At 45.9% G+C, this 24,446-nt stretch carries 32 protein-coding genes and 1 riboswitch; of the genes, 20 read left to right on the top strand and 12 right to left on the bottom strand.

Annotation, left to right across the window (positions count from 1 at the left end; genetic code table 11):
* The first annotated feature begins 4 nt into the window (after nt 1-4).
* From sufB to D479_RS20160, 8 genes are all read left to right on the top strand, one after another.
* On the top strand, nt 5-1,402 hold the full coding sequence (gene sufB / locus D479_RS08225) for a Fe-S cluster assembly protein SufB (protein ID WP_008635736.1): 1,398 nt from the start codon (nt 5-7) through the stop codon (nt 1,400-1,402).
* Between the two features lie 173 nt (nt 1,403-1,575).
* Nucleotides 1,576-2,388, top strand: coding sequence for a sulfite exporter TauE/SafE family protein (locus tag D479_RS08220; protein WP_008635734.1), 813 nt, complete (start codon nt 1,576-1,578; stop codon nt 2,386-2,388).
* A 7-nt stretch (nt 2,389-2,395) separates the two neighbouring features.
* Nucleotides 2,396-3,427 carry a bifunctional UDP-sugar hydrolase/5'-nucleotidase gene (locus D479_RS08215; RefSeq protein WP_346773251.1) on the top strand — a complete coding sequence of 344 codons (1,032 nt, stop codon included), beginning with the start codon at nt 2,396-2,398 and terminating at the stop codon, nt 3,425-3,427.
* A 35-nt stretch (nt 3,428-3,462) separates the two neighbouring features.
* Nucleotides 3,463-3,795 (top strand): hypothetical protein, encoded by a 333-nt coding sequence (locus D479_RS21285; protein WP_346773250.1) that lies wholly within the window; start codon nt 3,463-3,465, stop codon nt 3,793-3,795.
* 58 nt (nt 3,796-3,853) lie between these two features.
* Nucleotides 3,854-4,621 (top strand): sporulation protein YunB, encoded by a 768-nt coding sequence (gene yunB / locus D479_RS08210; protein WP_008635733.1) that lies wholly within the window; start codon nt 3,854-3,856, stop codon nt 4,619-4,621.
* A 54-nt stretch (nt 4,622-4,675) separates the two neighbouring features.
* A riboswitch (Lysine riboswitch) is annotated at nt 4,676-4,859 on the top strand.
* Between the two features lie 133 nt (nt 4,860-4,992).
* Entirely contained in the window at nt 4,993-6,549 is a 1,557-nt protein-coding gene (locus tag D479_RS08205; RefSeq protein WP_008635732.1) for a Na+/H+ antiporter NhaC family protein, read from the top strand.
* A gap of 323 nt (nt 6,550-6,872) precedes the next feature.
* Nucleotides 6,873-8,402 carry a sodium-dependent transporter gene (locus D479_RS08200; RefSeq protein WP_008635731.1) on the top strand — a complete coding sequence of 510 codons (1,530 nt, stop codon included), beginning with the start codon at nt 6,873-6,875 and terminating at the stop codon, nt 8,400-8,402.
* A 1-nt stretch (nt 8,403) separates the two neighbouring features.
* A complete protein-coding gene (locus D479_RS20160; RefSeq protein ID WP_008635730.1) occupies nt 8,404-8,508 on the top strand; it encodes a methionine/alanine import family NSS transporter small subunit in 105 nt (34 codons plus the stop codon).
* A gap of 40 nt (nt 8,509-8,548) precedes the next feature.
* Here D479_RS20160 and D479_RS08195 read toward each other — a convergent pair whose 3' ends face one another.
* Both D479_RS08195 and D479_RS08190 read right to left on the bottom strand, forming a co-directional pair.
* The gene (locus D479_RS08195) at nt 8,549-9,484 is read right to left on the bottom strand and encodes a M23 family metallopeptidase (RefSeq protein WP_008635729.1); all 936 of its coding nucleotides are present in this window, start codon (nt 9,482-9,484) and stop codon (nt 8,549-8,551) included.
* 67 nt (nt 9,485-9,551) lie between these two features.
* The gene (locus D479_RS08190; RefSeq protein ID WP_008635728.1) at nt 9,552-10,181 is read right to left on the bottom strand and encodes a YhcN/YlaJ family sporulation lipoprotein; all 630 of its coding nucleotides are present in this window, start codon (nt 10,179-10,181) and stop codon (nt 9,552-9,554) included.
* Nucleotides 10,182-10,321: 140 nt separating this feature from the next.
* Between D479_RS08190 and D479_RS08185 the strand changes: the two genes are divergently transcribed.
* Nucleotides 10,322-10,597: a YutD family protein gene (locus D479_RS08185; protein WP_008635726.1), complete on the top strand. Its 276-nt coding sequence runs from the start codon at nt 10,322-10,324 to the stop codon at nt 10,595-10,597.
* Between the two features lie 50 nt (nt 10,598-10,647).
* On the opposite strand, the gene D479_RS08180 is transcribed toward D479_RS08185, so the two are convergent.
* Together D479_RS08180 and D479_RS08175 are read right to left on the bottom strand one after the other, a co-directional pair.
* Nucleotides 10,648-10,926, bottom strand: a complete 279-nt coding sequence (locus D479_RS08180; protein ID WP_008635722.1) for a hypothetical protein — start codon at nt 10,924-10,926, stop codon at nt 10,648-10,650.
* A gap of 52 nt (nt 10,927-10,978) precedes the next feature.
* Nucleotides 10,979-11,290: a DUF3055 domain-containing protein gene (locus tag D479_RS08175; RefSeq protein ID WP_008635720.1), complete on the bottom strand. Its 312-nt coding sequence runs from the start codon at nt 11,288-11,290 to the stop codon at nt 10,979-10,981.
* Nucleotides 11,291-11,443: 153 nt separating this feature from the next.
* On the opposite strand from D479_RS08175, the gene D479_RS08170 reads away from it, so the two are divergent.
* Together D479_RS08170 and D479_RS08165 are read left to right on the top strand one after the other, a co-directional pair.
* The gene (locus D479_RS08170; RefSeq protein ID WP_008635718.1) at nt 11,444-11,839 is read left to right on the top strand and encodes a DUF86 domain-containing protein; all 396 of its coding nucleotides are present in this window, start codon (nt 11,444-11,446) and stop codon (nt 11,837-11,839) included.
* A 23-nt stretch (nt 11,840-11,862) separates the two neighbouring features.
* A complete protein-coding gene (locus tag D479_RS08165) occupies nt 11,863-12,633 on the top strand; it encodes a TIGR01457 family HAD-type hydrolase (protein WP_008635717.1) in 771 nt (256 codons plus the stop codon).
* A gap of 47 nt (nt 12,634-12,680) precedes the next feature.
* On the opposite strand, the gene D479_RS08160 is transcribed toward D479_RS08165, so the two are convergent.
* The 3 genes from D479_RS08160 to D479_RS08150 all read right to left on the bottom strand — a co-directional run bounded on the left by D479_RS08160 (nt 12,681) and on the right by D479_RS08150 (nt 14,869).
* The gene (locus D479_RS08160; protein WP_008635715.1) at nt 12,681-13,070 is read right to left on the bottom strand and encodes a hypothetical protein; all 390 of its coding nucleotides are present in this window, start codon (nt 13,068-13,070) and stop codon (nt 12,681-12,683) included.
* 59 nt (nt 13,071-13,129) lie between these two features.
* Nucleotides 13,130-14,233, bottom strand: a complete 1,104-nt coding sequence (locus D479_RS08155) for a hypothetical protein (protein ID WP_008635713.1) — start codon at nt 14,231-14,233, stop codon at nt 13,130-13,132.
* A gap of 129 nt (nt 14,234-14,362) precedes the next feature.
* Complete coding sequence (locus D479_RS08150) at nt 14,363-14,869, bottom strand: phosphatidylglycerophosphatase A (protein ID WP_008635712.1); 507 nt, start codon at nt 14,867-14,869, stop codon at nt 14,363-14,365.
* 167 nt (nt 14,870-15,036) lie between these two features.
* Between D479_RS08150 and D479_RS08145 the strand changes: the two genes are divergently transcribed.
* Nucleotides 15,037-16,002, top strand: a complete 966-nt coding sequence (locus tag D479_RS08145) for a D-glycerate dehydrogenase (protein WP_008635711.1) — start codon at nt 15,037-15,039, stop codon at nt 16,000-16,002.
* Nucleotides 16,003-16,049: 47 nt separating this feature from the next.
* On the opposite strand, the gene D479_RS08140 is transcribed toward D479_RS08145, so the two are convergent.
* Entirely contained in the window at nt 16,050-16,271 is a 222-nt protein-coding gene (locus tag D479_RS08140; protein ID WP_008635710.1) for a NifU family protein, read from the bottom strand.
* A gap of 163 nt (nt 16,272-16,434) precedes the next feature.
* On the opposite strand from D479_RS08140, the gene D479_RS08135 reads away from it, so the two are divergent.
* From D479_RS08135 to D479_RS08125, 3 genes are all read left to right on the top strand, one after another.
* Nucleotides 16,435-16,764 carry a DUF1462 family protein gene (locus D479_RS08135; RefSeq protein ID WP_008635709.1) on the top strand — a complete coding sequence of 110 codons (330 nt, stop codon included), beginning with the start codon at nt 16,435-16,437 and terminating at the stop codon, nt 16,762-16,764.
* A gap of 69 nt (nt 16,765-16,833) precedes the next feature.
* The gene (locus tag D479_RS08130) at nt 16,834-17,064 is read left to right on the top strand and encodes a YuzB family protein (RefSeq protein ID WP_008635708.1); all 231 of its coding nucleotides are present in this window, start codon (nt 16,834-16,836) and stop codon (nt 17,062-17,064) included.
* A 126-nt stretch (nt 17,065-17,190) separates the two neighbouring features.
* The gene (locus D479_RS08125; RefSeq protein WP_008635707.1) at nt 17,191-17,550 is read left to right on the top strand and encodes an iron-sulfur cluster assembly accessory protein; all 360 of its coding nucleotides are present in this window, start codon (nt 17,191-17,193) and stop codon (nt 17,548-17,550) included.
* A gap of 78 nt (nt 17,551-17,628) precedes the next feature.
* Here the strand turns inward: D479_RS08125 and D479_RS08120 are convergent, their stop codons facing one another.
* Nucleotides 17,629-18,615 (bottom strand): NAD(P)/FAD-dependent oxidoreductase, encoded by a 987-nt coding sequence (locus D479_RS08120; protein ID WP_008635706.1) that lies wholly within the window; start codon nt 18,613-18,615, stop codon nt 17,629-17,631.
* Between the two features lie 230 nt (nt 18,616-18,845).
* On the opposite strand from D479_RS08120, the gene D479_RS08115 reads away from it, so the two are divergent.
* From D479_RS08115 to D479_RS08105, 3 genes are all read left to right on the top strand, one after another.
* Nucleotides 18,846-20,069, top strand: coding sequence for an NAD(P)/FAD-dependent oxidoreductase (locus D479_RS08115; RefSeq protein ID WP_008635704.1), 1,224 nt, complete (start codon nt 18,846-18,848; stop codon nt 20,067-20,069).
* Nucleotides 20,070-20,229: 160 nt separating this feature from the next.
* Nucleotides 20,230-20,547, top strand: coding sequence for a YuiB family protein (locus tag D479_RS08110; RefSeq protein WP_008635702.1), 318 nt, complete (start codon nt 20,230-20,232; stop codon nt 20,545-20,547).
* An 83-nt stretch (nt 20,548-20,630) separates the two neighbouring features.
* Nucleotides 20,631-21,272, top strand: a complete 642-nt coding sequence (locus tag D479_RS08105) for a 3D domain-containing protein (RefSeq protein ID WP_008635700.1) — start codon at nt 20,631-20,633, stop codon at nt 21,270-21,272.
* 63 nt (nt 21,273-21,335) lie between these two features.
* On the opposite strand, the gene D479_RS08100 is transcribed toward D479_RS08105, so the two are convergent.
* From D479_RS08100 to D479_RS08090, 3 genes are all read right to left on the bottom strand, one after another.
* A complete protein-coding gene (locus D479_RS08100; protein ID WP_008635699.1) occupies nt 21,336-21,818 on the bottom strand; it encodes a divergent PAP2 family protein in 483 nt (160 codons plus the stop codon).
* Nucleotides 21,819-22,243: 425 nt separating this feature from the next.
* Nucleotides 22,244-22,954, bottom strand: a complete 711-nt coding sequence (deoD, locus tag D479_RS08095; protein WP_008635690.1) for a purine-nucleoside phosphorylase — start codon at nt 22,952-22,954, stop codon at nt 22,244-22,246.
* Nucleotides 22,955-23,051: 97 nt separating this feature from the next.
* Nucleotides 23,052-23,432: a kinase-associated lipoprotein B gene (locus D479_RS08090; protein ID WP_008635689.1), complete on the bottom strand. Its 381-nt coding sequence runs from the start codon at nt 23,430-23,432 to the stop codon at nt 23,052-23,054.
* A 125-nt stretch (nt 23,433-23,557) separates the two neighbouring features.
* Between D479_RS08090 and D479_RS08085 the strand changes: the two genes are divergently transcribed.
* Together D479_RS08085 and D479_RS08080 are read left to right on the top strand one after the other, a co-directional pair.
* The gene (locus D479_RS08085) at nt 23,558-23,764 is read left to right on the top strand and encodes a hypothetical protein (RefSeq protein WP_008635681.1); all 207 of its coding nucleotides are present in this window, start codon (nt 23,558-23,560) and stop codon (nt 23,762-23,764) included.
* 89 nt (nt 23,765-23,853) lie between these two features.
* Entirely contained in the window at nt 23,854-24,423 is a 570-nt protein-coding gene (locus D479_RS08080; protein ID WP_008635680.1) for a superoxide dismutase family protein, read from the top strand.
* Nucleotides 24,424-24,446 lie beyond the last annotated feature (23 nt).

Genomic DNA, 24,446 nt, shown 5'->3' with positions numbered 1-24,446 from the left:
AATCATGGCTAAAAAAGCGCCAGAAGTAGGAGAGTACCAATACGGATTCCATGAAAAAGATGTGTCCATCTTCCGTACGCAAAAAGGTCTGACGAAAGAAGTCGTCAAACAGATCTCCGACTATAAACAAGAACCAGAATGGATGCTCGACTTCCGTCTTAAGTCCTTAGAGCAATTCTATAAAATGCCGATGCCGCAATGGGGCGGCGACCTATCCGAACTTGATTTTGATGAAATCACGTACTACGTTAAACCATCCGAACGCTCCGAGCGTTCATGGGACGAAGTACCGGAAGAAATCAAAAACACGTTCGACCGTCTGGGTATCCCGGAAGCGGAACAAAAATACCTGGCAGGTGTCTCTGCTCAGTATGAATCCGAAGTGGTATACCACAACATGGAGAAAGACTTGGAAGATCTCGGTGTTATCTTTAAGGATACCGATTCTGCTCTCAAAGAAAACGAAGATCTCTTCAAGGAGTATTTCGGTAAAGTCATTCCTCCGTCCGATAACAAGTTTGCAGCGCTGAACTCTGCTGTATGGTCGGGAGGTTCCTTCATTTATGTTCCTAAAGATACGAAGGTGGAGACGCCGCTTCAGGCATACTTCCGTATCAACTCAGAGAACATGGGTCAGTTCGAACGTACCTTGATCATTGCGGATGAAGGTTCTTCCGTACACTACGTCGAGGGATGTACAGCACCGACTTATTCATCCAGTTCTCTGCATAGTGCCGTAGTAGAAATTTTCGTCAAAGATAACGCCTACTGCCGCTACACAACGATTCAAAACTGGGCGAACAACGTGTACAACCTTGTAACGAAGCGTGCCGTTGCTGAATCCAATGCAACGATGGAGTGGGTCGACGGTAACCTCGGTTCCAAGTTGACAATGAAATATCCAGCCGTTCTTCTTAAAGGAGAAGGAGCCCGCGGTATGACACTTTCCATCGCACTGGCAGGAAAAGGGCAGCACCAGGATGCCGGTGCCAAGATGCACCACCTGGCACCGAATACGTCTTCAACGATCGTATCTAAATCCATCTCCAAGCATGGTGGTAAAGTAACGTATCGTGGTATCGTTCAATTCGGTCGTAAAGCAGAAGGGGCCCGTTCCAATGTCGAGTGTGATACACTCATCATGGATAACGAGTCCACTTCAGATACCATTCCTTACAACGAAATCATGAACGAGAACATCTCTCTTGAGCACGAAGCAAAAGTTTCGAAAGTGTCTGAAGAACAGTTGTTCTACTTGATGAGTCGTGGGATCTCAGAAGAAGAGGCGACAGAAATGATCGTCATGGGCTTCATCGAGCCATTCACGAAAGAACTGCCAATGGAATACGCCGTGGAAATGAACCGCCTGATCAAGTTCGAAATGGAAGGTTCCATCGGTTAATAATGATAAAAGACCGTGCAGCTTATGACTGCACGGTCTTTATTTGTGGGATAATAAATAGAAGGTAAATATCCCTGGTGGAATCATGCATAACGAATCAAGCAGGCGTCATGTTTTATGAATACAAAACGTGATACTATAATAGTATCTATCAAAGGTTAAGGAAGGTTACCATGTTTCTGATTATGTTCTTCATTGGTTTAGTGACAGCAATTATCGGGAGCGTCGCTGGACTTGGCGGCGGCGTCATTCTGGTGCCCGCGTTATTGTTCCTCGGCGATCACTATGCGTCTTTTGACTGGGTCACTCCGCAGTCGATTGTTGGTATATCGCTCGTCGTGATGATCTTTACCGGGATGGCATCCGCCATCTCCTATATTAAACACAAGCGCGTCGATAAGAAAATCGGCGTCATTTTCCTTTATGGAAGCATTCCCGGTGGTATAGTCGGATCGTGGCTGAATCAATTTTTTGAATCAGATGGATTCTCGCTGTTTTTCGGCGTGATTATGATTGCCGTTTCGCTTTTGTTCTTTATTCCAAGACGACGGCCTGATAATCCACTATTTACAACAGGTATTCAAAGAGAGAAAGTCGTGGATGGAGAAACCTATACGTATCAGATGCCCGTCATGTTTGGGCTGGTCTTATCGTTCGCCGTCGGACTATTGTCCGGACTGCTTGGTATCGGCGGGGGATCGCTTATGGTACCTGCAATGATCCTGCTGCTCGGCTTGCCGGCACATATAGCCACGGCTACATCCATGTTCATGATCTTTTTTGCTAGTATATCCAGCTCTGCCACTCATATTGCTCTCGGGCATGTAGAGTGGGCTCATACGCTGTGGTTCATCCCTGGTGCCTATATAGGTGGCACGCTCGGTGCTTGGATGAACCGTAAACTGCGTGGACAGGCGGTCGAATGGTTCTTGCGGATCCTTTTGATTTTGATCGGCATCCGCTTAATCTGGCAAGGAATAGGGTGAGGATACGATGAATAAAGAGAGATTGTATTTCTACTATACAAGCGATCTGCACAGCCATTTTGAAAATTGGCCGCAGATCGTCGGCTATTTTCAAGAAAAAAAAGAGAAGCATGACAGAAGGAAGGAAGATTACTGGTTGTTTGACAACGGGGATCACGTAGACCGTTTCCACCCGATTACGGAAGGGTTAATGGGGAAAGGGAACGTGGAGCTTATGAATCGCGCTGCATATGATGTCGCTACCTTGGGAAATAACGAAGGAATTACCTTGGCTAAGGAAGATCTTCATTCGTTGTATGACGAAGCAGACTTCGGTGTCGTGTGTGCCAACCTCGTTTGTCATCATCAAGAGGCTCCTACATGGCTCCAAAATTATAAAATTGAGACGTCTAAACAGGGGACGAAAATCGGTGTTATTGGACTGACAGCTCCTTTCCGTCCGTTTTATCAACAGTTAGGCTGGGATGTCGAATCTCCTTATGACATACTGGACAGCCTGCTTCCGGAAGTGGAGCGGGAAGCAGATATCATTGTATTGTTATCGCATCTCGGCATCCATGACGACGAAGAGATCGCCAGGCGCTATTCCTCCATCGATGTCATTATCGGCGGACATACCCATCACTTGTTCAAGACAGGCGAGATCGTGGACGGATCATTATTAACGGCCGTAGGAAAGCACGGAACGCATCTTGGTGAAGTGATGATTGAATGGGACAATGATACCCATACGCTTGTAAATAAAGAAGCCTATGCCGTTCCTACGGAGCATTTAGGCAAGGACAAACAGACAACGGATGATCTGCTTCGTATAAGAAAAGAAGCGATGGATCACTTAAACACACCTGTTACAAGGTTGAGAGAGCCTCTTCACATCACATGGTTCAAGGATAACGAATTAATGACAAGTCTTACGGACCAATTAAGGGAATGGACATCATCCGATATCGCGATGTTAAATGCGGGGGTCCTTCTTGATCATTTACCGGCGGGGGAAATCACGTACGAAGAGGTCCACCGCATCTGCCACACCCGATGAATCCCTGCAGGGTCGAGCTTGAGGGCGATAAAATAATGGAAGTGATCCGGGCTGCCCATACGAAAGAATTGATGGAAACCAAATTGAAAGGTCTGGGCTTCCGTGGAGAGGTAATCGGGAAAATGGTCTTTTCCGGAGTGGACATTAATGTACGGAAGGCGTCCAACGGGGAGCTTCAGGTGACGGATGTTACTTTCGACGGCCGTCCGCTTGATCCTGATAAAGTCTATCGTTTCGCTACAGCGGATACGTTTACTTTCGGTCGATTCTTTCCTGAGATCGCCTATGCCTCAGAGAAAAAGTATTATATGCCGGAACTGCTGCGTGATCTGCTGTCTGAAGCGCTTCAGACATACGGGAGTCCGTGAGAAATATTCAAATAAAACCCTTCTCGCCTACATATAGATAGGTGAGGAGGGTTGTTTCATGTCTAAGAAAAGAGTGACGGGCGGGTCGTCGATCGGAAAACGGGTCGTCATCAGTCTACTGTTTTTCGCTGTATTCACAGCCCTAAGCCTATGGTTTATAAACAGGGGAGTCACGCCCGCACTTGTAGATATTGCTGAGACGAAGGCGCAGCAGCTGGCGAGGGATGCAATCAATGAGGCGGTCAGTAAACAAATAGCCGAAGACCTTCAGTTCAATGATCTTGTGAAAATGGAGCAGGATAACCAGGGAAACGTCGTTTATATGGGATGGAATTCCGTCATGGTAAACCGTGCTCTGCGTGACACCACGATTCGGGTGCAGAATTTCCTGAAGCGGATGGAGCTTGGAGAGTTACCGATGGAGGATACCTCACTCGAGCCGTCTATCGATCCGAATATGACGGCAGAGGAGTTAGGGGAGCAGCCGGCCACTTTGATTGAAGTGCCGGTAGGGCTTGCCACAGGAAACAGTCTGCTTGCAAACCTTGGCCCGAAAGTTCCCGTGCAGCTCAGGGTGATCGGCGACGTTCAGTCTCAGGTGAAAAGTAAAATTACGGAATATGGTTTGAATGCCGCCTTGTTTGAGATTTCCATCCATTTTGAAGTAAGTCTACGAATCGTTATCCCGTTCTCTACGGAGACAACGGTCGTAAAGAACGATATTCCGATAGATACGGCGACTATTTTGGGAAAGGTTCCCAATTTCTACAGCGGTGTAGACGGTCAGGACCCATCTTTTTCCTATCCAATGGATCCCTTGCAATAATGCATGTCTACTGGTAGAATGGCTAAGAACTGAATATGCGTGACCTTATCAGATCGGTGAGGTAGAGGCGCAGACATCATGAGTAGTCAATGGGAGTATGACAAGCGAGGATCATTGGTGAAGGGGGTGTCTGCCGAAGTGTAAGACAGCGAGTCGGGCTGTTTAACGCTGGTGTACATCTGAACAGGAGATACACTGTCATGCATGCTTTTTGGGTGCATGGAGCGCTACTGATCGAAATGGAGGATAATCCAATTGCCGCTGAGGCAGTGGTAGATTATTTTCTATCATTGTCTTTTTTATTCCTCAATTTTAATCCACAGTAGCCTTCCAAATCCCGTTACACCATTAGATTAACGGAGGGGAACCACATGGAAGGAACGATCTATTCATTAATTCCAGCTATACTTATGCTTATCCTTGTCCTTGTTACAAGGAAAGTCATCCTATCCCTTGGTATAGGGATCATTGTCGGAGCATTCATGCTTACACAAATGGACATCGGAGCCGGTATCGGCTTGATTTGGTCCATCTTTTCCACTATTTTCTACAGTGAAGGTGCACTTAATTCAGGTAATATTTACCTGCTATCTTTTTTACTTTTACTAGGAGTTACCACTGCATTTATGACAGCCTCCGGAGGCAGCAAGGCATTCGGAAAGTGGGCGGTGAAGCGGATCCGTACACGTCAGGGTGCTACACTCGTACCTGCTCTGCTCGGCATTGTTATTTTCATTGATGATTACTTCAATGCACTTGCTGTCGGGCAGGTGGCAAAACCGGTGACGGACAGGTACCGCGTCTCAAGAGCAAAACTGGCCTATTATATCGATTCGACTTCTGCACCAATCACGGTTATTTCTCCCATATCCAGCTGGGGAGCATATATCATCGGTACCATCGGTAGTATCCTTGCGGCAAATGAAATTACCGAATATGGTGCTTTTGAAGCGTTTGTTTTGATGATACCAGCGAACTTATACGTTTTCGCAGCTTTACTTCTCGTATTCCTGACAATTTATATGCGCCTTGATTTCGGGCCGATGCGCAGTCACGAAATCCGTGCGCAGAAGACAGGAGAGCTCACGAATCCGGAAAAGGGTGACATTCCAGGAGACCTGAATGACGAATTCGAAGAGCACAATAATGGGAAGATTTTGCACTTGATTCTGCCGATTGTTGCGCTTGTCGTCGGTACGGTAGCCATGATGTTCTACACAGGTATTCAGGCAACAGAGGGAAGCGCCACACTGCTTGATGCTTTTGCTAATACGAATGTAAACATTTCCCTGTTCACCGGAGGTCTGGTCTCTGTATTGGTTGCAGGCGGTCTTTACATCAGCCAGCCTAAACCGAAATCAGGGCTTGGCCACGTATTTACAGAAGGACTCAAAGCTATGCTTCCGGCTATCTATATCCTGGTCTTCGCCTGGATGATCGGGGATGTCATCAGCCAGCTTCAAACAGGAGAGTTTTTGGCAAATCAATTTACAGAGGCAAGCATTGATATTGCTTACCTGCCTTTAATCATCTTCTTATTGTCCGGCTTTATGGCGCTGTCTACCGGTACATCTTGGGGAACGTTCGGTATCATGCTCCCGATCGCAGGAGAAATAGCAGCTGTTACCGATCCGTCCATGATTCTACCGGCCTTGTCCGCGGTTCTTGCCGGCTCCGTTTTCGGTGACCACTGTTCACCGATCTCAGATACGACCATTCTTTCTTCTACCGGGGCAGGTTCCAATCATATCGATCACGTCATGACCCAGCTTCCATATGCGCTGCTCGCAGCCTTAGGGGCGACAGTCGGGTATCTTGTCCTTGGGTTTACCGGACAGGTTTGGATTCCGCTGGTACTCGCTATGGCTATAGTAGCTGTCATTGCCATGGTCATTCATAAAGTAAATCCGAAAATTGAACCAGAGTAAGTATAAGAGGAACAGGGATGACGCCATCCCTGTTCTTTTTTTGAGCCTTTGGTGTGATGGATGAATAGGGCCGATAGACATAAGAGGATGACTGGATATTATTAAAAATGTAAATACCTCCATATAAAGGTAGGAAGATTAACCTATGGAACATCCTCCTGAGACTGCCWCCTCTGTTATTATCTGAAAATTATAAAATTATTTTGACAAGCCGTAGCGCGGTGGTTATAATTTAAACAGAAATAATCAGAAAAAAATAAAAATTTTGAACACTATTCTTTCATAAAATTTATAAACGTGTTCAAAACAGGGAGGTCTTTCACATGGAGAATCGTGCACAATGGGGTACGAGGGCTGGGTTCATTCTGGCTGCTGTCGGTTCGGCTATTGGTCTTGGGAACATATGGAGGTTTCCATCTGTAGCTTATGAGAATGGAGGAGGAGCATTTTTCATTCCTTATCTATTCGCTCTTTTGACAGCCGGGATACCGTTGCTGATCATGGAGTTTACCATTGGTCACAAGTACCGTGGATCTGCTCCACTATCCTTCTTCAAAATGAGCCGTAAAACAGAATGGCTCGGCTGGTGGGCTGTATTGGTGGCATTCGTCATTTCTACTTATTACTCTGTCATCATCGCCTGGGCAATGTCCTACAGTGTCTTTTCCTTAAATCTTTCTTGGGGATCCGATACAGAAACGTTCTTATTTAGTGATTACCTGCAATTATCATCCATTACTCCAGGGCAGACAGGCAGCCTTGTCCCGGGCGTTTTAATTCCGCTCGTACTTGTATGGATCATTACCCTTGGTGTACTGTTCGCAGGTGTCAAAAAAGGAATCGAAACAGCGAACAAGATTTTCATTCCAACGCTTGTTATTCTTTTCCTGATCATTGTCATCCGCGCGGTCACACTTCCAGGAGCCGCGGAAGGTCTACAGACATTCTTTGCTCCGAATTTTGAAACAATCATGAACGGTTCGGTTTGGGTAGCTGCTTACGGTCAGATCTTCTTCAGTCTTTCCATTGCATTTGCCATTATGATTACTTATTCCAGCTATCTTCCGAAGAAATCGGATATTACGAACAACGCATTTATTACAGGATTCAGTAACTCGAGCTTTGAGTTGTTAGCCGGTATCGGGGTTTTCGGAGCTTTAGGATTCATGGCTTCACAAAGTAATGTCCCGGTGGAAGAGGTTGTGAGCGGCGGGGTTGGTCTTGCATTCGTCGTATTCCCGCAGATCATCAATGAGTTTCCCGCTTTGAATGGACTTTTTGGAGTCCTGTTCTTCCTGTCCTTAGTTCTTGCCGGGTTGTCTTCTCTAATCTCCATTTCCGAAACATACGTAGCGGGTATTCAGGAGAAGTTTGGTATATCAAGAAAAGCTGCTGTTGGAATCGGTGGCGGGATCTCTGCCATCATATCGCTGCTCTTTGCTACCCAAGGAGGACTATTCTTCCTGGACGCAGCAGATTACTTCATCAACCAGTTTGGGGTCGCCTTCGTCGGTCTTGTCGAAGTCGTTGTGATCGCCTGGTTCCTTCGTAAGTTGAACGACTTCCAAAACCATGCCAATGCCATTTCTGATATCCGTCTTGGCGGCTGGTGGAAAGTCTGTTTAGGACTGGTCACACCTGTTGTCCTTGGTTACATGATGTTCGATCTTTTCAGAACCAACCTGGAGCGTGCATTCGATACGCCGACAGGGAACTATGAAGGATATACGGATACCTTCATTTTATACGGCGGCTGGTTCGTCGCGGCGTTTGCTTTAGTCGCAGGTTTCCTTATGACATTCAAACGCTGGCATACGAACTCATTGGAAGAAGTAAAAAAGGAGGTAAGCTGATATGACAGGTAGTGCAATAGCTATGATGATTATCGGCATCGTTGTCATATGGGGTGGACTTGCAGCGAGCATAACGAATGCAGTTCGCAAATCCAAACAACAATAAAAAGCAGAAAAACCGCCGCACAATCATGTGCGGCGGTTTTTTAATCGACCATCTGTTCCCATCGTTTTAAATAAGGAGTTGGGTCGAAGGACCATTCATTTTTCCCATTATCCTGATACATGCCATAATGGAGATGCGGTGGAAATTTTCCGGAAGTACCGGGCGGTCCATAGCCGGAAGCACCCACGGCACCAATAACGTCACCAGGTTTTACGACGTCTCCCACTTTTATATCCTCTGCAAAATTTTGAAGATGTGCGTAATAGTGATAAATATTGTAAATGTCCCTGATGCCGATTCTCCAACCGCCGAACTTGTTCCAGCCTTTCATTTCAACCACACCATAGGTGGTCGATTTCACAGGCACTCCGTAATTGGCAAAGATATCGGTACCTTCATGAACTCTGCGGCCACCAAAGCCGCGTGCGTCCCCCCAAGTACTGCGATAGCTGAAGTTTGCCTCCAACGGAAGTGGAAAATCCCTGTTCTTTAAATGAACGGTTCCGAAGTTTCGGAAAACTTGGGCGGTGTTCATAATCGTTTGCACAGTCAGGTCACGCTGGTAGTAATCCCATAGGGCAATTTTTATATCTTCTTCTGTTGTTCCATATGATTTGACGTAATCGGCAATGGACCAGAGCAGATCATCATCCTGATCTATTTCCACTTTACCGTCTCCATTTCCGTCAGAGCCCCAGCCTTCGGGAAACAAGTCGGCAGGCATCTCTCCATTGGTCCCTGTCCAGAACATTGGATCCGGTTTTATAGCGGTAACCCTGTCTTTCTCGGGGTCCCCGTTGACCTGTCTTTCGTATTGATCGATAGCTGCTAAATATTCCCAAGGAATGTCAGTAAGGGCAGCTGTCTTCTTATACAAGGCCATCCGGTCATCACTTTCTTTATCGGCGTATGTCGGTGACGGAAAAAGTAAGGCGCCAGCCACAACGACGCTTAATAAGAGCCTGAAGTATATCATATACTCACCTACAACTTTTTAATACCTTTAGCATGAGGCAGTCAGGGGAATGTTATGTTTGGAAATATCAGTTCTCCATGCCTGTTTCTTCTTTTGTGTTCATGTTCGGACCTACATCCGGTTGTCTCGGGTCATCCTGCTTCACTTTACCTTGGGGTGCTTTTTTCATTTTTTTAATGATACTGTCGATATTCTCATTATAGTTTTCGTCGTATACGGTCGATGTGCTCAAACTTTGAATGTCTCCAAAAGAAGCTGGATTGTCGGACACATAGACGTGGTAGAAGCTCGGCACAAGCGAATAGGCGGTCTTTTGAACCATATCTGCTGCCGTCTCTCTATCCGTATCGTCTGCTTTACTGTAAGCGACAAGCACCTCATTATCGGTTACGACAGTCGCTACATCGTCAAAATTGTCATATCGTAAAATCATGCGGGAAATCATGTCTGCCATTTCTTCGCGGTTCACTTTGATTTCATGGTGTTCTTCGTCATCCCGTTCCATCTGCGTCTGATTGAAGCGGACATAACCTACCTGCCCGTCCGATCCATCTTCATTGTAGCCGTCCATAGCATTTCCGTTTAGGGGATCATCGGCTCGTTTATTTTGTTTAGCTGATTCATCTGTTTCCTGGCACCCTGCCATTGTCAGTGCAAGGAGGCCGGTCAAACATACAGTACTCCATCGCTTATTCAAAGTATTTCCTCCTTATTCGTTAGTCGGTGACGGTATGGTTAGGTTGGACTTTTATTAGAAGAATCATACGGTTTTTGAAAAGCGGCAATTCCGTCCATATACGGAAGTGTGGTACACTTATAGAAGATAGAGGTGATGATATGGTTGAATTAAACGGGAAGACGTACGACCTGCTTGAAGACCATCAGGAAGGGTTTCAGCAGGAAGAAGTGGAAAGCCGCTACAGTGATATTCTTAATAAGTATGACTTTATCGTAGGGGACTGGGGTTACGGACAGCTTCGCCTTAAAGGCTTTTATGATGACCAGAATTCAAAGGCCAGCTTTGATACCAAAATTAGTACGTTAGAGGATTATCTATATGAATACTGTAATTTCGGCTGTTCCTATTTTGTTCTAAAGCGGATACGACAATAACCGACGTGCTGAAGAAAAGCACGCCGGTTTTTTATTACCTGGGCAATATTTTATTGTTCCTCTGACGGCTTTACATCCTGGTCCTTTTCGTCATGAGTAGGGTGGGCGCCGGCTTCCTGGCGCGGCAGATCCTGGTGTAAAGCCTTAAATTCATAATTGAACGCACTATAGTACCTTTGCTTATCTGTCCAAGGGGAGCTTTTTTCGTTGGAAACGGGCTCATACTTGTTTCTTGGAGCACCATAGGGTCCTTCCGGCAGCTGTTCTGGAACAAGGTAGTTCCGTTGTGCTTCCACATTAGCGAAGTCGGAATATTTATCTTCGGGCATTTAAAAAACCTCCTTCAGGAATAGTTTCGCCCGTTGGAGGTTTCTTATTCTTTCATAGTAAGTCGGGGAGATAGGTTCGAAGCTCTTCTGCTTCCATCGTACTCAGCTGAAACATATGCTCTAAGTGTCCGGCCCTGTTTATATTTTCTAAATCGAGCAGAGCCTGACGGTTTTTGGGCAGGTTGATGACCATAGTCTGGTTATCGAAGCAGTCTGCTTTCATTAAGGCAAGCTCAAAACGATGGCTGCCTGCGGTGAAGGAGACAAACCGGGTGCTGGTGTCTTGTGTGAAATCCTCTAAAAGTGGCCGTTCCGCATGAATGATCACCTCCTGTCCTATGTCGGCGGCTGGTTTCGTCCACATAAGTATGCCCGGGATGTCGGAAAATATGCGCGGTTTCCATGGCTGGGCGAGGGATCGGATAGCAATTTATGTTATTCTTAACAAAGAAAAATACACGGGAGGTAGGAACATGTATTTCGTCGACAGAAAAAATTAGAAGAAATTTTAAATTATATGAATACGGTGCTGCAAGAGGTGACGGAGAACCGCTATGAAACGTTCTCAGACCGTCTATTATTGGAGAGAACCACTCATGTAACTATTGAAGCTATTCTGGATGTGGGAAATATGATGATCGACGGCTTTATCATGCGCGATCCGGGCAGTTACGAAGATATCATTGACATACTGACCGATGAACAAGTGCTTCCAAAGGGGGAAGCGGAAGCCTATAAGGCGTTCATCGGTTTGAGGAAAATGATTGTTCAGGAATACACAGCTGTTGATCATCAAGAGATCAGCGGAATATGGAATCAGTATAAAGCAGTCATTCTTTCTTTTCCTGAAAAGGTCAGGAGCTATCTAGATACAGAGCTTGGCCCTGTATCCACATTTACGAATAACGATTGATTCAGGGATGAGGTGTTATCAACATGTACAGGGATTATAAAGCGTATTTAATTGATTTGGATGGGACGATGTACAAAGGAACGGACAAAATAGACGGCGCCGGGGAATTTGTTCAAGCGTTGGTTGACAAAGAACGCCCCTTCCTCTTTCTGACCAACAATTCTTCTAAAAGGGTGGAACAGGTCGCCGCTAAATTGACGGATTTAGGAATACCGGCAAACCCTGATCAAGTGTACACGAGCAGTATTGCCACAGCGGAATACATCAAAAGCGAGAATCACCAAGCCCGTGTTTTTGTGATCGGAGAAGACGGGCTGCTGGATGCCCTTGATCGGGAAGGATTGACCAGAGTGGAAAGCCGCTCGGATTATGTAGTTATCGGCATTGACCGGGAGATTACATATGAAAAGCTGGCAAGGGCATGCTTGGAAGTTCGAAATGGAGCGAAATTGATCAGTACCAACGGGGATATCGCTATTCCGACCGAACGAGGGATGCTTCCGGGAAACGGCGCACTTACATCTGTTGTCGCGGTTAGTACAGGGGTGGACCCGGTTTTTGTAGGAAAACCGGAATCATTGATCATGGATCGGGCTCTAAAGCGGATTGGATATGGGAAAGACGAAGTCCTCATGGTGGGGGACAATTATAACACCGATATTCTTGCAGGTATTCGTGCAGGGATCGACACATTGATGGTGGAGACAGGAGTCAGTTCTTTTGATGAGTTGAAACAAACGGATCCTGCACCGACCTATAAGTGCCGGGACTTGTATGAATGGATGAAAGGTTGAATGGACAGGAAAGAGCGCCTGGATTAACTAATCCAAGCGCTCTTTCTTTATAGGAGGTAGGGGCCAAAGAATACGGTTATAAAAGCAACATGCACACCGATGAAATAAGAGAGTTGTATAAATGGGGACCAGTCTTTGACACGGTGGAATGCACGCACCAACACATAAGCGATTAAGGCGAATGCCAAAAGGTATAAAAAAGTACTTCCGGAGAAATTCAAATAATCCGGGGTGCGCGCCAACAATTGTTCCGAAAAGACGGGGCCCTTGAATAAGAAGACGGCGGCGAGGTAGATGACAGCGCCTGTATAAAACACCCATGCTCTGTCTTCATCCATGGCTTTCGTTTTCGTAAACATTAAAATGGTTAGAAAGACTAAAGGCCAGATGATCCAAACTAAAGAAATAGGAACAATAAGCATTCCAAATGAAAGCATGCCGGCGGTTTTCCCTCCTGCCTGAAGCAAATTCCCGCTGGAAATTCCATCGGTTTTACTTATAACTGCTTTCTCGTCGGAAGCAAGAAGGACCTCATAATGATCTCCCTTTTTATCCAACCAGATGATGGAATGAGAATCGATCCATTGAGGAGTGAGAGAAGGCTGGGAGTATTACTGATACGCGTTACTCTGTTCACACCCTTTTCTTTCACCTGCGCCTGATAAATATTAAATTGGGTCTCCTTGTTAAACATCGTGTCAGTTTTGCCGAGAGCTTTGAATAAAAGAAGAGATTTGTCTCCGCGTACCGTAAGTTCTATATCTGATAATTCCTGTAATGATTTTCCTGTTACGGGATCTGAAAAAGTAACACGGCTCATTTTCGGTGCCGACGCCTCTTCTTCTGCCGGGAAGGCAGCATAATAATGCAGCTGCTTCTTCTTACCCGTCATCGACTGTTTCTGTAATGTAGACTGAATCAGTCGTATGTCGTTCTCCGCAGCTGCAAAATGCATCTCTTTCAATTCTTCCCCGCTCTGCAAGGGAATGTCCGCTTCCCGCACTTTTTCCAGTGTACCATCCTTAAGGTGGTAGAATGTCAGGTGATTTCCTGACGATTCCGTTATTCGGGTGGCCAGGTAAGTGCCATCGTGGTTCTCATATGTAAGTACTTCCGCTTTCTCATCAGGCAGTGTCAATATAGAAGTAAGGCTGCCATCCTCTTCATACACATACACATCTGTCCCTTTTGTAAATATAACTTCGTTCTGTAAAGGGAGAAAGGTATCCAGATCGGATATCTTTTCCTTTTTTTCGGTAAATAACTGATGATAGTCGGAATAAACGAGTTGATTTCCTGGTGTAGCAATGGAAGTGAACTTATCAACAGGAATATCAATGTTTGTTTCCTCTGTGCTGGAGTACTCTTGGTCATAACCTGTTTGTTTCACGCCTTCTTCCGTCAAGTATGCTATCTTCGCACCATTCGTCGCCGACGACACAGCCGGAGAGTCGGAAGTCACCGTTTCCCCTAATTCCAGTGGTCGGCTCCAATCCGAGTCCGGTGGTTCGGTCACATCCTCAAAATTACGAACAAAGAGCAAACCGATTCCTAACAGCACAAGAAGTGCCGGCACAATCCATACTATTTTCTGTTTCATCTGGTCCTTTCTCCTTTCTTTATTTTCCATAATACGGAATTCACTATAACATATGTACGAATATAATAGTTAATAAGTTTCAGAATAATAAAAAAACTGTGCGCTCGGCACAGTTTTTAAGAAAATTAGTTAGTCTTCTGGATCGCCTGCGATGCTGTGAGCGAGCCTGCTTGAAGCAGCGGCTGCTATAGCCCCGACAATATCGTCTAAGAAAGTATGGCACTCACCAGTCGATTTATCATTTAACTTCTGAAGAATACCAGGCTTTTGTTTATCGATATACCCGTAGTTCGTAAAACCTATGGAACCGTATACGTTTACAATGGAGAAAGCGATGATTTCATCAATGCCGTACAGGCTCTCATCCACTTCAATAGTAGATTGCAGCGGTTCTTCCAGCATTTTCTTTTCTGCTAACATATCCAATTGTATCCCGGTAATAATCGCGTTTTGAACCTCGCGCTTCGTCAACACTTTGTTGACGTTGTATCGGCATTCATCCATCGTCAGTTTTTCGTGATATTTCGACTGAAGGTAGTGGACGAGCTCAGCGATATCATCAATGGATACTCCGCGATCGTTGAGCCATTCCCGTGCTGTTTTCTCGAGATTGGATATTTTCTTGTTATTTGTCATAAAGAAACCCTCCTACTCCTCATATCATTGCCTGTTTCGATACCCGTCATGAATATGGCACAAACGGATGGTTATATCCTTATTATATCAGAGAATTCAGTCAGAGATGCAGAGTCCTTCCAATCCTTTGTGATACACTGATAATTAACAGGGAAGGAGTGGGACTAATGGGGAAACCAAAAGTTTATATTACAAGGGCTTTACCGGAAGCAGTTGTGGAGCCGTATCGAAATGAACTGGATATCGAGATGTGGCCGGAAGCGGAGAAAGCGGTGGACAGGGAGCTTTTAATAGAAAAGGCCCGTCAATCGGACGGTCTCGTGACGATGTTGTCGGAGTCCATTGATGAAGCACTTTTGAAGGAGGCGGAGAGTCTCAAGATTGTCGCTAACTTGGCCGTCGGTTATGATAACATCGACTTGAAAAGTACACAGGAGCACGGCGTAGCGGTAACGAATACTCCGGATGTCCTGTCTGATACGACCGCAGATTTGACATTCTCCCTGCTGACAGCTACGGCACGGAGGATCGTCGAAGCAGATACGTACATAAAAGAAGGGAAGTGGCAGCACTGGTCCCCATTGCTGCTGGCAGGCCACGATATTCACCATAAGACAATAGGAATTGTCGGGATGGGGAGAATCGGTGAAACGGTAGCGAAGCGTGCCACTGGTTTTGAGATGGATATTTTGTACCACAATCGTTCGAGAAACAGGAAAGCGGAAGAAGAACTCGGTGCAGTTTATGTGGATTTTGATGACCTTCTGCGTCGTTCCGACTTCGTTGTTTGTCTGACCCCTTTGACAGAAGAAACCCATCGATTATTTGATAAACAAGCTTTTGCCATGATGAAGGATGATGCGATTTTCATTAATGCTTCACGTGGAGCAGTCGTTGATGAAAAAGCACTGGAACATGCAATTAAAGAAGGAGAAATTGCGGCTGCAGGACTGGATGTGTTTGAAAACGAGCCGATTTCAAAAGATCACCCCCTCCTTCAGCTGCCGCAGATTGTCTGCCTTCCACACATCGGCTCAGCGTCTAAAGAAACGCGCTATGCAATGATGAGGCTGTGTTTAGACAATATCTGCCGCCATTTCCGGGGAGAAACACTGATCAGCCCTGTCCAATAAAAAAACCGCACACCCTCATAAAGGTGTGCGGTTTTCTAATGGTTTGATCAGAAAACTTGTTCTACTTCGTAAATGCCAGGGATTTCTTGTGCAAGCGCACGCTCGATACCAGCTTTCAACGTGATGGTTGAGCTCGGGCAGTTCCCGCAGGCGCCCATCAGGCGAAGGCGTACGATGCCGTCTTCCACATCTACAAGCTCTACGTCCCCACCGTCACGAAGTAAAAATGGGCGAAGTTTATTGAGTACTTCCTGTACTTGTTCATGCATCTTCATCTTCCCCTTTCTAAGTAATAGTATAAAACGAAAGCAGCAAAAAATCTATGGTTGCGTCGTTAAGTCCATTTTTATAATGAGAACTATTATCATTTTATCTTTTTTCAATTCTTTTGTAAAATAAAATAAAAGGATTAATTTCAAGGGGTGGGATACAATGGGGGTAAAAGTAACGGTGTACGGATCGGATGTCAGATGTGCGAGTTGTGTGAATGCACCCGGTTCTAAGGAAACGTATGAGTGGATCCAGGCAGCGATTGCACGGAAGTATGGAGAGAAAGCAGCAATCAGCTATTCTTATTTCGATATCAACAGGGATGACCAGCCGGATGCGGATGACACACTGCTGGAACAGCTGCAGTCGGATGAACTTTTTTATCCGCTCGTCCTCGTGGAAGAAGAAATCGTTGGAGAGGGAAGTCCCCGGTTGAAGCCGATTTATAAGGCCTTGGAAAGTCATGGGATTGCAGAGCCTTCCTCTACCTGACACGAAATCCCTGTTTTATGGTAAACTAAAGCACATATAGGGTTTCATCCATATAAAGAGGTGATGCGGATGAATCCGACTGTAGAGTTTTGTATCAATAATTTAGCTAATGGTTCCCAGCAGGCGATGGCTGAGCTTGAGAAAGATCCAGATCTGGATGTTCTTGAATATGGTTGTTTAAGAAATTGCGGCTTATGTTCTCAAACCTTGTATGCACTGGTGGAGGGGGAAAGGGTAATCGCAGATACGCCGGAAGAACTCGTGGATAAAGTGTATGAACAATTGGACGAAATCCTATAGAGCAGATAAAGGGAAGGTGTCCAAATTTAAGGGATGCCTTTTCTTATGGCGATCGGGTCGCGCCATTTGATAAAGCGATCGGCAGTTTAGTATACTGACTGTAAGAAGAGAAAGGAGAGGCTTGGGATGATTCTGAACATTACGGAAGCCGCTGGTCACCAGATCAAGGAAATGATGAAGGAAGAAGAAGGAGATGTCCGTCTTCGCTTCGGAGTAAAGGGTGGAGGCTGTAGTGGATTGTCTTATGCCATGGGGTTTGAAGATGACATCAATGAAGAACTTGATGTGATCGATGAATCGGCAGGGATTCCTGTCGTCATCAACCGCCAGGATGTACCGATCATTGAAGGTACGACGATTGACTTCAAACAGAACATGATGGGTGGAGGATTCACGATCGACAATCCGAACGCGATTGTTTCGTGCGGGTGTGGATCTTCTTTCAAAACGGCGACAAATGCAGGTGTGCCGGATCCCAGCTGTTAAATAGACGACAAACCTCCCCTTGTGGGGAGGTTTTTTTAAATTGGAAAAAAGACGCCCGATTATCGGGCGTCTTTTTGTTTATCCGAACATGCTTGTGGAGTGCTTCGGCTGCACGCGTGCATCTGGATCTATATATGCTTTTGCATTGTTAACCGCCGTTGGTCCTTCGCCGAATCCGGAGGCAATCAATTTAACTTTGCCGGGATAGGTGCAGATATCTCCAGCAGCATAGATGCCTTCGATGTTCGTTTCCATTTTGGAATTGACGACAATGCTGTTTTTTTCTATTTCCAGTTCCCAGTCCTTAATAGGCCCGAGAGAAGAGATGAAGCCGTAGTTGACGATGACGTCATCCACGTCGATCGTTTCTACACGGTCTCCCTTAACTTCATGAAGTTCCACTTGTTCAATCCGATCAGAACCGATCAATTTCTCCGGGTTGTAAGGTGTCAAAACTCTTACATTGGATTCATGCAGCTGTGCCACGCTGTGTTCGTGTGCCCGGAACTTATCACGGCGGTGAACTAGCGTAACCTGCTTGGCGATCGGCTCCAGCATAAGTGACCAGTCGACAGCAGAGTCGCCGCCGCCGGCAATCATAACATTCTTATCCCGGAACCGGTCCATGTTACTTACGTGGTAATGAAGGTTTGTTCCTTCGAATTTATCTGTATCGTCAATCTTCAACTTCCTTGGCTGGAAAGCGCCGTTTCCGGCTGTGACAATGATTGTCTTCGTATAATGGACTTCTTTATCGGTGGTAAGCTTGATCGAACCATCTTCCATGCGTTCCACGGAAAGAACTTCCTGGCTGAGCGCAATCGTAGGGTCAAAAGCCATCGCCTGCTCTTCCAAGTTGTCCACGAGTTCCTGTGCCCGAACTTTAGGGAATCCTGCAACATCGTAAATGTACTTTTCCGGATACAGTGCAGTCAGCTGTCCGCCCAGATGGGGAAGGCTTTCAATTATCTTTACACTTGCATCGCGCATACCGCCGTAAAAAGCGGTAAACAACCCGACCGGGCCGCCGCCGATGACGGTTATATCGTATATCTTATCACTCATAATTACCCTCCTGTTCAAAATTACACTAATACATATTCTATCATAAAAAAATTTCAAGTGGGAATACTGAAGGCATGTAAGCCGTTCCAATTGAAGTTACCCCTATGTTCTCTAATGTGCTTCCTTTTGTTGAAAGCAGTTATAATCAGTTTTATCATAAATGAGAAGAAGGAATAATGACAAAAATGTGACGATTTATCCAGAATATGAATGGAATGGAGTGATGAAAGATGAAAAAACCGAATATCGTTATTCTGGGTGCCGGCTATGGCGGCATGATGACGGCCGTCAAGCTGCAGAAGAACATAGGAGTCAATGATGCGAACGTAACGTTGGTTAATAAGCACAGCTATCACTACCAGACCACCTGGCTTCACGAAAATGCTGCAGGTACGCTGCATCATGACCGGACTCGTATCCCTATCAAAGACGTCATCGATACAAGCAAAATTAAGTTGATTCAAGACACAGTCCTCGAAATCAAACCATCTGAAAAGCGTGTACTTCTGGAGGATGGGGAAGTAACATACGACTACCTCGTCATTTCGCTCGGTTTTGAAGCAGCTACTTTCGGAATTCAAGGATTGAAAGAGCATGCCTTCACTATCGGTAGTATAAATAGTGCCCGTCTCATCCGTCAGCATATCGAATATAATTTCGCCAAATATAATACAGAGCCTGATAAAAAGCCGGAGCGTTTAAATATCGTCGTCGGTGGTGCCGGGTTTACAGGGATCGAGTTTGTCGGAGAGTTGGCAAACCGTGTTCCCGACCTGTGCAGGGAATATGATATTCCTCGCGATCAAGTTCGGATCATCTGTGTGGAAGCTGCACCTACTGCACTCCCGGGATTTGATCCCCAGCTCGTTGAGTACGCCATGAATTCACTGGAAGCGCGTGGAGTAGAATTCAAACTGAGTGCTATGATCAAAGAAGTGACAGAGAACAAGCTGGTATTTGAGAAGGATGACCAGCGTGAAGAGATTGGGACAAATACAGTTGTATGGGCAGCAGGTGTCCGCGGGAATTCAATCGTCGAAGAGTCTGGTTTTGAAGCCAATCGAGGGCGGATTCCTGTGCGGGAGGATCTTCGGCCGGAAGGATATGATGATGTCTTCATTGTAGGGGACTGTGCTTTGGTCATGAACGAAGAAGCAGAGCGTCCCTATCCTCCAACAGCTCAAATTGCTATTCAGGAAGCGGAGCACACGGCTGGTAATTTGGAACGTCTTATCAAGGGGGAGCGGCACCTGGAGCCTTTCGTCCCGGATCTGAAAGGAACGGTTGCTTCGCTCGGCGATTCAGATGCCATTGGAGTTGTTTTTGACGACAAGAAGCTGTACGGTTGGTCGGCAACGGCGATGAAGAAGGTCATTGATAACCGCTACCTCTTAAAGCTTGGCGGCATCGGGCTCGTCTTAAAGAAAGGGAAATTAAACTTTTTCCATTTTTAAGAAGAAAGCCTTGGCCGGGTTCAATTTATAGTTAGGTATAAAAAGTGGAGAACGATTCTCCGCTTTTTTATATGCTTCGACTGGTGAGCTTGCGGATTTGATGTAAGCGTTATAAAATGGTACATACTGATCGGCTTGTAAGATTTAGGGGGAAGAAGCGGTGAATATAGTTCAGTTTGTCGTATCCATTCTGTTATTTTTCGTATTGTTTTTCGGTATTTCCTTTCTACTCAACATGATCCTGCGTTCATCCTGGCTCATGGCAGTCGTGTATCCGGCTATTGTCCTTTTAATTGTGGATGATCATCCGTGGACGCAGTATTTCACAGATGCCGGTACGGCATTTCCTGCGGTATGGGAGCACTTGATGAACCTTAAGGTTGTCGATATTGTTATTCTTACCAGCGGCTTTGCAGGTACCATCCTTGCCGGAGTCGTCATTCGTCTTCTGCGACGAAGCGGATATCAGATGTTTTGAACGGACAGCTGCCCCCATTGGAGGCAGCTGTTTTTTGTATAATTATTACCAGCTTGGACATGATGACACCTAGAGGTGATTTCATGAAAAAGTGGACGACCTATATATTTTTTTCCGTTTTGTTTCTATTTGCATGGTACAGTACGGTCACAAATATAACGAATCTATCGATCAAAGATGTGGATGATTGGCTGAAAATAAAAATGGACGGGGAAGAGCCGGCAGAAGAAGTGTCCGGTTCCATGCTGCGCCCGAAACACGTAGCGAGCGCTGCCAATGCGGAGGCACTCGAGAAATTGGAAGCTTCTCTGGATCTTGCTCAGTACGACCGATATGAGGTGACGGCTACGGGTTATACGGCAGGAGTAGAGTCGACGGGAAAGGACGAAAGTCATCCGGCCTACGGAGTTACGTATTCAGGAGTGACGGTGAAGAGGGACTTGTATTCCACCATCGCAGCAGACCTTGAGCTGTTTCCGCTTGGTACGATTCTCTTCATTCCGGGCTATGGCTATGGAGTGGTCGCAGATACAGGCGGTGCCATTAAAGGGGACCGATTGGATCTTTATTATCCCTCGGTTGAGGACGTGTACAAACAGTGGGGGAAACAAACACTTCACGTCTATGTCATTAAAGAAGGTAATGGAGAATTGTCAGAAGAAGACTTGAACAAGATGAATGAACAGGAGTCCATGCAGGTATTCCGTTCCCAAATGATACGATGAAAAAGAACCCTTGCTCCACACGTTGGAGAAGGGTTCTTTTTAGTTTTTCTATCTTTACAGTCATTAATAAAGGAGTGTGTGGAACAAAAAGGTGAGCAGCACGCCGGTCAAACCGCCAAAGAATACTTCGATCGGCTGATGACCCAGCAGTTCCTTCAATTCTTCTTTTTTCTGGTATTCTTCCTTCGCCTGCCAGCTCTTCGCTTCACTTACGAAACGATTAAAGTCTTTTAAGAGGATGTTTAACATAATCGCCTGTTCACCGGTCTGGCGTCTTACACCAGTGCTGTCAAACATAACGATGATGGCAAAAACGCAGGCGACCGCAAAAATCGAGGAGCCGAATCCCTGTTCGATTCCGACACCGGTCGCAAGTGCGGTAACAGCAGCTGAGTGGCTCGAGGGCATACCGCCGGTGCTGAAAGCAAGGCTTGCGTTCAGCTTTCTGGATGCGATGAATTGGATGGGTATTTTGACGATTTGTGCGAATACGATGGAGGCGATGGCCGCCCATAAGGGGAAGTTATGCAATAGATCTAACAGCATGGTGACATCCTTTCTTCCTGCGGTATGTGATGGGAATGTGTACCAATGAATTATTAAGCATTATACCATAGGAGCACGGTCTCCGTCCTACATGCCGTGTTCTGTATTTTAAAGATGGATATCTGGGCATCAGCCCTGCCCGATGCTCTTCCAGGAAGATAAGATAAAAGATAACAGTCGACAGGAGGCAGGCTGATGAAGGAGAAATCCAATAATCTTACTTCCTTTTTATTCGGGTCCCCACGCATCAAAAAGTAGGTACCATATGCAGTATTGTTACTATTACAGAATGGTACACAGGAAAATTGGAGGCAGTGACGGGTAGTATGCTGTTTATTCGAACAGGAGAGGATCTCCATGAAATACGACGAAATGATGTCCGGTCCGTTCTATAAAAAACGCACCCGGAACGGGTGCGTTTGCATTTATTCTTTAATAGCAGCTTCCAATGCTACTTCAATCATTTCGTTGAACGTTGTCTGGCGCTCTTCAGCAGTTGTTTCTTCTCCTGTCAGAATATGATCGCTGACTGTAAGAACAGACAGGGCCTGACGGTCATATTTGGCTGCCAGTGTATATAACGCGGTTGTTTCCATCTCGACGGCAAGTACATTGTACTTAGCGAGCAGCTCGAACGTTTCCATTGCGTTTTCCCTATAGAAGCTGTCACTTGTAAAGACGTTCCCTACACGAAGTTTCAGACCTTTTTCCGTCCCGGCATCATAGGCGTTTTTCAAAAGTTCGAAGTCAGCAGTCGGCGCATAATCGATGCCGCCGAATACCATCCGGTTCATTTGGGAATCGGTCGTTGATGTCGAAGCAAGGATGACATCTCTTACCTTTACGTCGCTTTGCAGTGCGCCGCAGGAACCTACTCGAATCAACTTCTGTACGCCGTAGCTTTCCATCAGCTCATTGACATAGATGGATATAGAAGGGACACCCATGCCTGTACCTTGTACAGAAATGCGTTCGCCTTTGTATGTACCAGTGTATCCGTACATCCCGCGAACTTCATTGTAGCACGTTGCATCTTCCAGGAAATTTTCTGCAATATATTTAGCTCGCAGTGGATCCCCGGGCAGCAGGATCTTTTCAGCGATATCGTCAGGATTGGCTCCGATGTGTGTTGTCATAGGTATGACCTCCTCATAAATTAAGACTACTTTAAATTACCACACCGCATAAGAGAAAACAAATGCGCTTTCATTGGCTTTGAAGGGTGGTTTTCCCTCATTCGAAATACTGGCGCTCAAGATCTTCGAGTCTATCTTTTGCGCTTTGGTTAAACGTCGTTTCCCTGCGCATTAACTTTTCCTTTAATGCTTCAACGGAGTCTTTTAATGACTGCTTGTACTCCGGGATATCCCCTTCGTACAGATGGACGGCTTCTTTCTGAACGTTTGCTTTTTCCGTATAGCTCAAGGCCTTCCTTTGGTGAAAGAAGACGTCCTCGGTCTTCCCTGGATTGTGCAGGTCTCCCTGCATGGGGTGCTTTGCCACGGCCAACACTTTCACCAGGAAAAATCGATTTCGGTCCTCTACGACTTCGCCTATGTAGATTCCTGATTTATAATGGGCTTTAACGGTGCTTCCCTGTTTTATCTCCGTCATTATTAGACCTCCATATATCTTTTACACCATTATAGCAAAGGTCCTATTCGTTGGAAAAAATGACGGGCAGGTAAGAACAGAGTTTGTGTCTTTGTTATAATGAAATGGAAGGAAGTGGTTTTGCTATGATGGAATTTTTGTACTTTCCAGAGGACAAGTCGGAATACATCCCGGCGGTATTCATGCTGTTGCTTTTCATCGTGTTGGCATCGCTCGCTATGATTTGGATTATCAGGGCCTCTCAGAAAGAAGAGAAGAAGTGGGACAAGCTAGAACAAACACCCGATACCATGAATCGTGAAGATCAAAAGCCGCGGGAAGGGAAATCCTGAGCGGCTTTTTTTTATGATCCCGTTCCTTCCTCATATTTTGTGTGTATAGGGAGATACTATCCATAACTATGTTGGAAGGGCGGATGTAGATGGTAAACAAATGGATAGGAACAGCTTTATTGCTAATATTAATGGCCGGGTGCACAGGAGAAGAGAGGTCGCCGCTTGATACCTCGATCTATAATGCAGAGAGCGACAAAATTGGTACGGCCACATTAAAGGAAACGCCGGAGGGTGTTCAAGTGACTTTGAAGGTAGAAGGACTTGAACCTGGTCCGCACGGTTTACATATTCACGAGTTTCCTAAATGTGAGCCGCCGGACTTTCAAACAGCAGGTAATCACTTTAATCCACTATCCAAGGATCACGGGTTAATGAATGAGAAGGGGCCGCATGCCGGCGATCTTCCTAACGTCGAAGCGGATGCCAGCGGAATGATGGATACAGAATTGGTGCTTCCGGAAGCTACCTTGAAAGACGACCAAATGTCCCTTTTAAGAAAAGAGGGCACCTCCTTGGTCATTACGAGTGAAGCGGATGATGGAATGTCCCAGCCTTCCGGTAATTCCGGAGAGCGGGTTGCATGTGGGAAGATTACGCTGAAAGCGGATGGGGATCAAGCAAGCGATCCGACGGAACCAGATAAAAAAGAAGAGTAGATAAAAAGCCGCCCGGCCGGGCG

Source organism: Halobacillus sp. BAB-2008 (assembly GCF_000328325.1).
In the GTDB taxonomy this organism is placed as follows: domain Bacteria; phylum Bacillota; class Bacilli; order Bacillales; family Halobacillaceae; genus Halobacillus.
This window is presented reverse-complemented; position numbering and strand designations above follow the sequence as displayed.